This is a genomic window from Streptomyces sp. BF23-19 (genome assembly GCF_041106355.1).
GTDB lineage: Bacteria > Actinomycetota > Actinomycetes > Streptomycetales > Streptomycetaceae > Streptomyces > Streptomyces virginiae_A.
Genome location: NZ_JBGBPT010000043.1, coordinates 51,522 through 61,592, shown reverse-complemented (window position 1 = coordinate 61,592; position 10,071 = coordinate 51,522). Strand labels below are relative to the sequence as shown.

Here is a 10,071-nt window from a genome sequence, read left to right as displayed (position 1 = left end):
ACGGGGCGAGGCCAGTGGATTGCCGGCGTTCAGGCCGTTGGTGCGGCCGCGGTGGTCAGCTGGTGGAGGACGTCCAGCGGCTGCTCGGATCGGATCAGCCGGGCGAGCCGGGCGCGCTGTTCCCCGATGCCGCGGCAGCCGGCGAGCGGCTGCAGGGCGTCCGGGCGCAGCTGCGTGACGGCCTGGACGTAGGCCCGGCCGCCGAGGGCGACGACCGGGCGGGGTCCGGGGAGCATGCCGAGCTGCGCGGCCTGGGCGGCGAGCATCTCGGGTGCGGCGGAGCCGGGCTGGCCCATGCGGAGCTCGTACGGGAGGAGCGGTTCGTCGAAGGTGACGAAGCCGTTCTTCGCGGAGAGGACGACGACGTCGCCGGTGGCGCCGGCAAGGTGCTCGGCCGCCTGTCGGCACAGGAGGTGATAGCTGCCGGTGTAGAGCTGGCGAGCGGGCAGGGCCGTCCTGGTAACGGCCTTGGCGCCGCTGCACGGTACGACGACGACGGGCCCGAGCGGGCAGGGCGTCGTCGACCGGGCGGTCTCGCGGACGTCGAGGGCGGCGCCAGCGCTGCGGCTGCTGTTCACCAGGACGAGCCCCTCGTGTTCGGCCGGCTGCCAGGGGTAGGGGTCGCCGAGGTGGCGGCGGGCCCAGCCCATCGTGCGGCCGGTGGCGGGGTCGACGACGTCCCAGCCCGCGGCGGCGTACGTGCGCAGGATGTCGTCCGTGTGGTCGGGCGCCGGGACGGCCCTGCGGTCGAGCCGTACAACCGCCTGGGCGACGGCCTCGGCGAGGGTGGGGGCGCAGCGCACGACGGCTTCCCGCGGTACGGGGGCGGTGCGGGGCATCGGCTGGTCGACGTGCCACTGCCGGCCGGTACGGAAGGCCTCCAGGTGGGCGGCGGCGTAGCGGAAGCGGTGGACGGTGCTGTAGGCGCGGTCGCGGTAGATGACTCGGCGGCGCGTACCGGGCAACGGCGGGGCGGGGATGAGGCCGGTGGACATGTGAGGTGCTCCTGAAGTCGGGCGGTGCCGCGGCGCGCGACGGCGCAGGCCTGTCGCGGACAGGGCGGCGGGGACGGGGGTGACGGCCGTTCTGTCGGCCGTCACCCCCGTTGCTGGTCGGTGCTCAGGCGTTGGGCGGGAGGCACTTCCGGTCTGGCTCGACGCTCCAGGTCAGGTCCGGGAACAGGCGGCGGACCTGCCGTTCGGCCCAGGGCCGGACGGTGTCCCAGGCCTCTTGTGTCGGCTCGTTGACCCAGTGGTGCCAGCCTTCGGCGCAGGCGGCGGTTTGCTCGCCGAGGCGGCCGAGGAGGGTCTCGGCGGTGATCTCGTCGGGGAGTTCCTCGCCGTTCTCGGTGGTCATGGCGTAGGCCTCGTAGAGGCGCGCGGCGAGGGTCTCGCCGTCGAGGTTGTGCACGGAGGTGACCTGGAGGACAGTGCCACGACCGTCCGGGTCGAGAACCAGGCCGGTGGAGGGCTGAGGTTTGGCGTTGACGGCCACGTACGCGGGGGTCCCGTCGATCGTGTGGCGTGCGCGAGCGGAGCCGGTACTCGGGGCGGGCGATCGGGTCATGGCTCTCCTGGGTGTGCGTTCGGTTGGGTTGGTCGGCTGCCACCACCGACTGAAATAACTATACTACGTATTCACCATTATGTTGTGGGTGGGTTCGCTCTGAGTTCGGCGGCCTGAGGGACCGTCGCGAACTGCTCCCCTCGGGTCGGCCGGTTCGGCCACCGCGCGCTGTGCCTTCGGTTGCCGGTCGGCCGCACTCCCGACTGCCCTTCCCCCATGTCGTCTCGGCGATCAGGCAGCCAGTGCCGTCCGGCGGAGGTAGTCGACCGCGGCCTCCTCGCCGACGTGGCGCCGCAGCGCGTCCCCGCGCGCCCAGACCAGCGGGCCTTCCTCCGCCTCGACGCCGGCGGCCTCTTCGACGATTTCGGCGACGCTGAGCTTCTCCCTGAAACGGTGGCCGATGTGCTCTTCCAGGGCGACGTACCGGGCGGGCAGGTCCAGACCCAGGGCCCAGCACAGCCGTACGGCGCGCACCAGGACGTCCCGGCCAGCGAGCTTGTGCCGGTGGTTTCAGACTGACCAGTGACCAGGAAATCAGGCAAACATCGGCTCGGCCGCCAGCTCGACGAGCGCCTCAGCGAGCTGCTACTCGCGGCGGGATTTTCCGTATCGCTCCCACGCTGCCTGCTTGGAGATACCGAGCGCGTCGCCGATCTGCGACCAGGAGTGGTCCAGGTAGCTGGCGCGCAGGGCCGCATCGCGGGCCTGGCGGGCGAAGTAGCCGCCCGACAGGCGGATCGCTGCCAGGGCGGCCATCGGTTCGTCCGCCTCGATCAGAGAGTCGAGCTGCTCACCAACGGAGCGGATCTGATCGGCTAGGGCCGCCGGGACGACGGCCCCGAAAAATCCGCGATGTGCTCGTCCAGCCACTCCTGCTCTGCGGCCTGCTCGGCCTCGGACTCGCCCTCTTCGGTGAGTGAGATCGGGTGGCAGGAGGCGCCGCGCCAGCCGCTCTTCCCCTCCATGCCGGGATCGCCATCGGCCCCGCGCCAGCCGCAGCTGCATTCAGCTGCCAGGCCCACACGCTCGGGGCCGTCTTCTCCATGGGTCAGCACGGACTGGGTGGCAAATCGGTGCCCGTCGAACTGATATGTCGTCATGGACGTAAGGATTTCATTACGGCCATCGAGCGTCAAGATGGATCGTCAGGATTCCATTACGGCAGGTCGGGGGTGCCGGGGGCGGGGCGGGCCGCAGACCCGTGCGGAATGTCGATCCTGCGGATCTTGGAGGCTGCTTCGAGGGCCGCGAGAAGGTTGGCGTTGTCAACCGAGAGCCGCTGGATGCAGGCCAGCGCGAGTGCGAGCTGGTCGGTGAGTTCGCGGTTCGCCCTTCGGATCTTCGCGTTGCGGCGGACGAGGTCGCTGTAGCGCTTCGTGTCTGTGGGCTGGGAGTCTTCCGTGTTGCTGGCGCGGATGGCGGTGACGGTGTCGACGATCTCGGGGTAGTGCCGTCGGAGGGTGGTGTTGGAGAGGCCGAGACGTTTGGCGAGTCCGAGGAGGCTGGGGCGGGTGCCGTTGCGGGAGGCGTGGGCCAGGAGCTCGTCTGCCGCTTTGCGGACGCGTTCGGGGTGGGGAAGGTCGAGCCTGGTCGTCATGACTGCCCCTCGACCGGTGCGTTCTTGCCCAAGAACCCGATGATCTCCGCGCGACGGCGGGCGAGACGGTCCAGGAAGCGGGGAGGCAGCGGTGGCCGGCCGTTCATCCGCCCTTCGATCTCGGTGATCTCGGCTTGCCAGGCGTCCGCATTGTCGTGCGTGAGGGCGACGTTGCGGCAGGCCAGCGGCTTGCAGCCGCCGTGGTCTGGCAGCCCTTCCCGGCCAGCGGTGCGGGCCTTCTCGCAGAGCGCCTTGGTGTGGTCGTGAACGCAGGTGATGTACTCGCCTGGATAGACGGCCGGATCATGCTTCTTCATGATCCTTTCGAGTCGGCGGCGGTCGAGTGCGACCTTCCCGCCGAACCGGGCCCGTTCGGCGAAGCCCTTGAGTCGTTCTGCGGCTTCGCCGGCCGCGGGACCGCCGAGTCGGGTGTGCTCGTGGGCTTCGACGGTGTCCATGAGGTGCTCGCCGCGGGCAAGAGCCTGCTCGCTCTCAACCTCGGCCCGGAAGCCGGAGTCGCTGGTCCCGGCATACCCTTCGAACATTTGAACGCCTTGATGCCGGAATTGCAGGGCCCCCGCGATGCTGCCGCCGGGGCGCCGGGCGATGAACCAGGCCAGAGTCCTTCGAAGCTGGCTGGATTTCAGGCGCCAGGTTCGGCCCGCGACGTCTGGGATCGTCTCCGCCAGGCCGTGGTCGTGGCAGTAGCGGTTGACCCAGGCGATGAAGTAGTTCAACTGGTCGTTCGTGGGGGGCTCCCTGTGACCGGATGCCGGTCCATGTCGGGGCTGGCGGTCCAAGCGGTGTCCTCTGCCTGCGGCGCTGCCGCGCCGGGGGTGGTCAGAACGCGCAGGGCGCCGCCCGCTTTGCGCAGAGCCCGCTGGTGGGCGGCCACGGCCGCCTGCTCAGCGTCGACCAGGGCTTCGGCCAGAACGTCGTCGGCCCACTCCCGGATGACCGGGTCGCCGGAGAGGTAGTGCCGGAAGAGGACCTGCATGCTGTTGCTGCGGGCTGCGGATGGCAGGTGCCCGCCCATCTGCTTGGTCCGGCGGGCCTCGACGCTGGTGCGGACCCGGTTCAAGTCGATCTTCAAGAGCTTCGGCTCGACGCCGTCCGGGGCGTCGGCGAACACGGGGCGGGCCCGGCTGCTCGACCAACCGCGCATGTACGGTTCGCCGGCGGCGAGGGACTTCGCAAAGGGCGCGTAGTGCTCCGCGCTCCCCCGCTGACCGGTGCGGTGGCTGTTGCGCCAGACGGTGAGAACATGGCTGGACCCGGAGAACTCACGGCTGCGGGCGGTCAGCCGCAGCATCAGAAGGTAGAGCCCGCCGGGCGTGTGCAGCTGCCGGTTCGGCTCTCCAATCTCCCAGGTCACCTTGGTGAACCAGCGGCCCTGCCCCCGGCGGCGTTTGACCACGGTCGTCTCGACGGCTCGGTCCCCGACGATGCGGTGGTCGGCGGACAGCTCCTTCACCGCTTCGCTGTTCAGGCCCGTAACGGCAACGAACAAGACCATGCAGGGGGCGAGATCATCGCGGGTGAAGAAGAGCTCCGAGGCCCACTTCTTGCGCTGGTGCAGGGCTTGAGAGGCGTGTCCGGGGGGCCAGGGGACCAACCCGGCGGCCATCTCCGCGAGTCTCTGCCCCCGAAGGGCCTCCTCCTCGTCCAGCTGTTCCCGGCCGGTGGTGAACCGCTCCAGCAGGACCTCACCAGCGGTGATGCGGTCCCGGATGGCCGCGACATCCGTGCGGGCCGCAGAGGTCAGCCGTGTGAACTCACCGTCCGAGTAACCGCCGACGCCGATGTGCTTCGTCTTCCACTGTGTGCGGCGGCGGGCGAAGTCGAGCGCGGCCGGGTCCATGAGCCCGGCCATCGGGGCGAGGTCGAACAGCCTCGACAGCGCCTGTACCTCTTCTTGAGCGTGACCGCCGACAGTGCCGTGCCGGTGGTCAAGGAACTTCTCCAGATGGCCGGCGGTCAGCTGGCCTGGGACGGTAGGCGGGTTCCCGCGCTCGTCGAGGAAGATCAGGAACCGTCGCAGGACGTTCCAGCACGAGTAGGTCGCCGAAGCCAGCGTCCGCAGTCCGCCGACCGGTCCTGTGCGGGCAGCGAACGCTGCCGCAAGAGGCTCGTGCCAGCCCGGCAGGGGCAGAGTCGAGAAGTCGAAGACCTTCTGGCGGTCGTCGTCGTGGAAGCGGACGACCACACCGCCTTCGTGACGCTGGACTGCCGGGTCGGGCTCGTAAGCACCTTCCGGGAGCGTTGTCGGGCGGCCCGGCCCCGTGGCGCCCCGTCCGCTGCGGCTCATCGGCTGCCTTCCGTCTCGTCGCCATGGGGCGAGCTGGCGAAGTCGCCGACCAGGGCCAGCGGGGTGGACCGCGGGTCCTCCCAGGCGTCGGGAACGAGGGCCATCCGGGTCTCCATTTCGAGTTCTTGCAGGGCGTGCAAGTAGATGAGCGTGTGAAGGATCGACCGGTGGCCGAGCTGGCGCCTGACCCAGTCCAGCGGGTCGCCGAAGATCCGTGTGTAGTGCCCTCGCTGAGCCGGGATCAGGTCGGCCATCGCGGCGATGTGGCCTCGCTGGAGCTGTTCGAGCGTGATGACCGCGAAGCTGTGCCTCAGAAGATGGGCGAAACAGTGCAGATCCGGCAGGCCGGCCTGGCGGCAGCGGCGGCTGGCCTGGGCGAACATGTCCTCCCAGGACGAGACCGCCATCTGGAAACCGAACTCGCTCAGCCAGAACGCGGCCGGTTCCAGCCCGTCGACGGTGTCGACCATCAGACGCGGCCGGTCCTGCGGCCCAACCCGGTGCAACTTCAGCTTCCGTCGTGACAGGCTGCCGACTTCTCGGATGCTGTGCGGATCGCCAGGGTCCTCCATGACCAGAGGCCGGTGCATCCGCGTGTACCGGCCTGCGGCTCGGGCCCGGTCGACGATGTCGGCGCGGTCGTCCTCGACATAGGCGGCCAGGTCTGACCCCACGGACGCCGGGACGTAGATCCACCGGGCGGAGAAGTACTTAGCGATCTCGCCGGGCAGCCAGAACCGCTGGAAGCCGCCCTCCTCGAAGTGAAGGGGCACCTCGGCGAGCGCAAGGCTGGACTGCTCGGAGATCCGCATCCCCGTGCGGATCATCAAGTCCGTGTAGGCCGTGTTCCGCGAGGCCCACCGGCCTCGGAAGCGGCCCGTGGGCAGCCCGTCGGTGCCATAGCCGCGAAGGCCGACGTCCCGCCAACGCCGGTAGGTGCCTGGCGGCATCCACTCGACCAGGTCGCGTTTCCCATCGTGCGCGAATGTCGCGGGAACTGTCCCTTATGTCCCTCGGCCTGCCCCGCGCAGCTGGATTCCGAGTCCCACCGGGACCGCTCGCCGGGCCCGCTGCGGGATCGGGTTCTCGGCGACGTGTCCCTTCCTGACCGCCCACAGGTAGAACTGATTGACCAGGGTGACCTCCTGCCCCCAGGTCGTTCCTTCGACCCGAGGGCCGAGCTCATCTCGGCGGCGCCACTGGTGAAAGGCCATGATCGGTCTCCGTCGCGTCACGCCACGAGCGGCGGCCGCGGGAGGTCCACAGGAAGTCGAAGAACCGTTTCAAGGCTCTGGCCCGGTTCATGCTGGTGTTGCGCGGGGCTGAGGCCTGATTCGCCTGAAGGAAGTACGCGTTCAGCGACACGTCGTACTCGAAGCGGGGCGACAACAGGTACGGGGTGCCGTCCGGGATCGCCATCTCGTCCAGCCATTTCGGCAGGTCATCCGGCAGGGCTCCCAAGACCCCCGGCCTATGCTGCGGGCGCGGTAGATCCCTCGTAGACAGGCAGATACGCCAACCAGGTCGTCCAAGCACGGCCGGACCGTACGCGATCCGCCGCGAACCCGCGAACTACGCAGGACGAGAAGAGTGGCTTCTGGGAACAGACCGCTGCACGGGCCGCTGAGTATCGGACTGACGCGAGCGCCGGAATCCGGCCTGCAGGCATCGGGGCTACGTGCCGCCCCCGCTTGCAAGGCTATGGACGACGCGGTGCACTGGAAGAGAGACCGCGATTACCCATATCGTCCCTGTTTTCCGCGAGACTGAGGCACCAAATGGGGCACTACGACGTATGCATAATCGGCGGGGGATGTGCGGGCCTGTTCCTAGCAAGAGAACTGGCCTTGCGAAATTGCGAATGCGTAGTAATCGAGAAAGATCCAGCAGCAGGCCATGCTTCCACCCGGAATCAGGGCTGGCTGCAGAGTGGATCATTTTACGCGGCGACAAATGATGTGGTTGCGGCGAGAGGATGCCAAAAGGGGTACGAGTACATTAAGCAAGCATATCCAGAAGCCATCCTTCACGAAACAGAAAGTTACTTCCTATTTAGAAGCCAGCAAGGGCTCAGGGAGACGGTGCAGCGCTGCAGAAGAGACAATGTCCCCATCACCGAAATGACGGATAGCGAAATTCGGCGACTTCAGGAGACGAACCCCATACTCCATCGGACTCCGCTGGATTATATGGCTCGATCTGAGGATCGACCTTTCGATACACGCCAGCTACTTCAGATTATTGCCGATGAGATCACGTCTCTCGGAGTGGATCATATAGAGCCTGCCCGCATGGGCACCATAGCGGCCGCTCAGAAGAATGGCAGGTGGGAGATTTATCCCGACGACGGCACCCGCGTAGAAAGCAAAGTCCTTGTCTTGGCCTGCGGGGCATACATCCCTGAACTGCTTCAGTCGATCGCCCCGACGGTTCCCCTGGCCATCGGCGTCACGAAGACTCCGGTCTTGGTACTCCAAGGCGATCAGATTTGCAATAGTGCGATCATGATGCCCTGGGAGCAAGGCGGGCCCAACATCGTACCCTTCAGAGCACACGATGGCATTGCCGGGGTTAGCGTTTGCCTGTCCCGGACGGACCATCCCATAGAACGCGCCACGTACGATTCTTTGCCACCCAAGACGCCAGAAACATTTGCTGCCTCACTAGATGCGCGCCTGCCGGGCTTCAGAGGGGTAGTCCAAGCATCGTCGAGCAAAATTGAAGCGCACTTCTACACGTGCCAGAAACTGAAACCGAAGGATTCCTCACGTGGGCCAATGACTGAGTACTATGCAGATCTTCAACTCGGCGTCTTCTACCCTGGAAAATTCACATCTTCCCCTATTTCGGCAGATCGCCTTGCTGGAGATCTACACAAACAGCTGGGCAACACCACAAATGCAATTTCTGGCAGCAGCCCTCTCCGAGTGGCGCGGCAACGATACTACGACCAAGCTGATCACATACCTGAGGTAGTGGACGGACGACTAAGGTTCCGGCCGCTGCGGGGACACTAACTGCTACCACGGGTCCGGAGACACGGCTGTTTCCCGAAGCAAGTAGTAGTCCTCAAGCGCCAATACGATGTGCCGCTTGATCTCATGATGCTGGATCTTCCCAGGGTCATGGCCGTCTGTGGAAAGTCCGGTGGCGAACTGCATCAGGCTCATTGCATCATCTGACACTACTGAAACAGCCTCTTCAATGCGCTTTCGCGCTTCCCTTGAGATCGGAAAACTCTCAGTAGAATATTCAGGATGTTGCGAACGGCCAGGTATATACGAAGCGAGCGCATAGCGGAAAGCAGATACCAGCCCATCCTTCATACCCGCCTCTGGATTCTGCCCGCTTTCTGGAAGCCACGAAAACTTCCTTCTGTTTTCGTAGGCAGCGAGGAAGCGACCGAGAACAGCGACACTCGTTTCTGATGCGACTAGCTCGCGAAGAGCTGCATCCACCCCCGTAGCAAACGGCTTAGGCACGGAAGGCTTTTCGTATCCCAGTCTGGACATTTGCGCTTCCCTCGCTCTGCGCTGTGGCGACATGCGGCTCCCTCTCACAGTAGGCAACAGACCTTCAACCTGCAGTTTGTGTAACCAAACGTGTTCACACGAACACCAACGGTCTCCCTTGGCTCGCTAAAACTACGCGTGTGCTTAGACGCGAGACAAGTGCTTGTGCGCGACATAACGCCCCTACATTCGCCTTTCCGTCGCTGGCTTCCACGAGAGTGAGTCGTCACATGCCGACTGTCTCTGAATAGACCAATGCGATCAGGGCTCGCATGCGTACTGCCCATTCCCGCGGATGTAGCGCAGCGGGCCACGGGAGGAGCCTTCGTAAGCTCGGCAGCAGTGACGGATGTCTTGCCTGCGCGGTCAGTAACCACCCGTGCACAAGCGAGCACGCAAAAAACGCAGGACAGGCGGGGGCTGACCGCGTCGTAGACGGGGTGGTACTCCAGGGCGGCGTCGGCGATCTGCTGCCAGACGTCGGTCTCGGAGAGCTCCAGGATCGGGTGCCAGGTCAGGACCATGCGCCGGCCGGTGCTCGCGCGCATGTCGATGGCGAGCGGCAGCTGCTGGCGGCGAGCAATACTCGGCGCGACTGAATACGCCGAACTCTCAACACACTGCGTCACGGAACTTCCATCGTGATCGACCACCGGGCACGGTCGGCGCCGCGAATCCTTTGCCGGCGTCGGCGCTCGGCCCGGAACCCGGGAATATCGTGCTCAGTTCTGCACGTCGGCGGCGGCTTGGGCGGCGGCGGTCGATTCGGCCGCCAGCCCGGCGGTGGCCAGCTCGGAGGAGAAGATGATCAGATTGTTGCCGACTGCGTCCACGTCGGCGTCGGCAGTAGCGGCGAGTTCCTGGTAGGCCTGAATCGTCTCGCGGGCGACAGCGCCTGCCTGGTCGATGCGCCCATCGACGATGTGTCGCCGCGTGAGGACGTGCAGGGCCTGCGCTAGAACCCCCCGGTGCGCCAGCAGTGCCTGTGCCAACGGGTTGAACCCGCGGAGTACGTCGGCGGCGGCTTGGGCGGCGGCGGTCGATTCGGCCGCCAGCCCGGCGGTGGCCAGCTCGGAGGAGAAGATGAT

Annotated in this window: 14 protein-coding genes and 1 pseudogene; 2 read left to right on the top strand and 13 right to left on the bottom strand. The window is 66.4% G+C overall.

All coding sequences use genetic code 11. From position 1 onward, the window contains the following. Positions 1-29: 29 nt before the first annotated feature. The 10 genes from AB8A24_RS23905 to AB8A24_RS23860 form a co-directional block, all read right to left on the bottom strand. On the bottom strand, positions 30-995 hold the full coding sequence (locus tag AB8A24_RS23905) for a DUF6884 domain-containing protein (protein ID WP_369477606.1): 966 nt from the start codon (positions 993-995) through the stop codon (positions 30-32). 124 nt (positions 996-1,119) lie between these two features. After that, on the bottom strand, positions 1,120-1,566 hold the full coding sequence (locus AB8A24_RS23900) for a hypothetical protein (protein ID WP_369477605.1): 447 nt from the start codon (positions 1,564-1,566) through the stop codon (positions 1,120-1,122). A 231-nt stretch (positions 1,567-1,797) separates the two neighbouring features. Further along, positions 1,798-2,040, bottom strand: coding sequence for a hypothetical protein (locus AB8A24_RS23895; protein WP_369477604.1), 243 nt, complete (start codon positions 2,038-2,040; stop codon positions 1,798-1,800). A 111-nt stretch (positions 2,041-2,151) separates the two neighbouring features. Next, the gene (locus AB8A24_RS23890; protein ID WP_369477603.1) at positions 2,152-2,322 is read right to left on the bottom strand and encodes a hypothetical protein; all 171 of its coding nucleotides are present in this window, start codon (positions 2,320-2,322) and stop codon (positions 2,152-2,154) included. A 59-nt stretch (positions 2,323-2,381) separates the two neighbouring features. Beyond that, a complete protein-coding gene (locus AB8A24_RS23885; protein WP_369477602.1) occupies positions 2,382-2,666 on the bottom strand; it encodes a hypothetical protein in 285 nt (94 codons plus the stop codon). A gap of 56 nt (positions 2,667-2,722) precedes the next feature. Further along, positions 2,723-3,163 (bottom strand): hypothetical protein, encoded by a 441-nt coding sequence (locus tag AB8A24_RS23880; protein ID WP_369477601.1) that lies wholly within the window; start codon positions 3,161-3,163, stop codon positions 2,723-2,725. Beyond that, entirely contained in the window at positions 3,160-3,900 is a 741-nt protein-coding gene (locus AB8A24_RS23875) for a hypothetical protein (RefSeq protein WP_369477600.1), read from the bottom strand. The genes AB8A24_RS23880 and AB8A24_RS23875 overlap by 4 nt, the downstream gene beginning before the upstream one ends. Then, positions 3,897-5,369 carry a hypothetical protein gene (locus AB8A24_RS23870; RefSeq protein WP_369477599.1) on the bottom strand — a complete coding sequence of 491 codons (1,473 nt, stop codon included), beginning with the start codon at positions 5,367-5,369 and terminating at the stop codon, positions 3,897-3,899. The genes AB8A24_RS23875 and AB8A24_RS23870 overlap by 4 nt, the downstream gene beginning before the upstream one ends. 98 nt (positions 5,370-5,467) lie before the next feature. Then, a complete protein-coding gene (locus AB8A24_RS23865) occupies positions 5,468-6,298 on the bottom strand; it encodes a hypothetical protein (protein WP_369477598.1) in 831 nt (276 codons plus the stop codon). A gap of 355 nt (positions 6,299-6,653) precedes the next feature. Continuing rightward, positions 6,654-6,932, bottom strand: a complete 279-nt coding sequence (locus AB8A24_RS23860) for a hypothetical protein (protein WP_369477597.1) — start codon at positions 6,930-6,932, stop codon at positions 6,654-6,656. Positions 6,933-7,249: 317 nt separating this feature from the next. Between AB8A24_RS23860 and AB8A24_RS23855 the strand changes: the two are divergent. Continuing rightward, positions 7,250-8,146 (top strand): annotated as a pseudogene (locus AB8A24_RS23855) (NAD(P)/FAD-dependent oxidoreductase); the annotation flags it as partial. 115 nt (positions 8,147-8,261) lie between these two features. Beyond that, entirely contained in the window at positions 8,262-8,447 is a 186-nt protein-coding gene (locus AB8A24_RS23850) for a hypothetical protein (RefSeq protein ID WP_369477626.1), read from the top strand. A gap of 44 nt (positions 8,448-8,491) precedes the next feature. Here AB8A24_RS23850 and AB8A24_RS23845 read toward each other — a convergent pair whose 3' ends face one another. The 3 genes from AB8A24_RS23845 to AB8A24_RS23835 form a co-directional block, all read right to left on the bottom strand. Then, the gene (locus AB8A24_RS23845; protein ID WP_369477596.1) at positions 8,492-8,983 is read right to left on the bottom strand and encodes a hypothetical protein; all 492 of its coding nucleotides are present in this window, start codon (positions 8,981-8,983) and stop codon (positions 8,492-8,494) included. A gap of 44 nt (positions 8,984-9,027) precedes the next feature. Continuing rightward, positions 9,028-9,507, bottom strand: coding sequence for a phosphoadenosine phosphosulfate reductase family protein (locus AB8A24_RS23840; protein ID WP_369477623.1), 480 nt, complete (start codon positions 9,505-9,507; stop codon positions 9,028-9,030). Between the two features lie 198 nt (positions 9,508-9,705). Beyond that, positions 9,706-10,071 (bottom strand): hypothetical protein (locus AB8A24_RS23835; protein ID WP_369477595.1); only part of this gene is annotated, 366 nt, incomplete at its 5' end.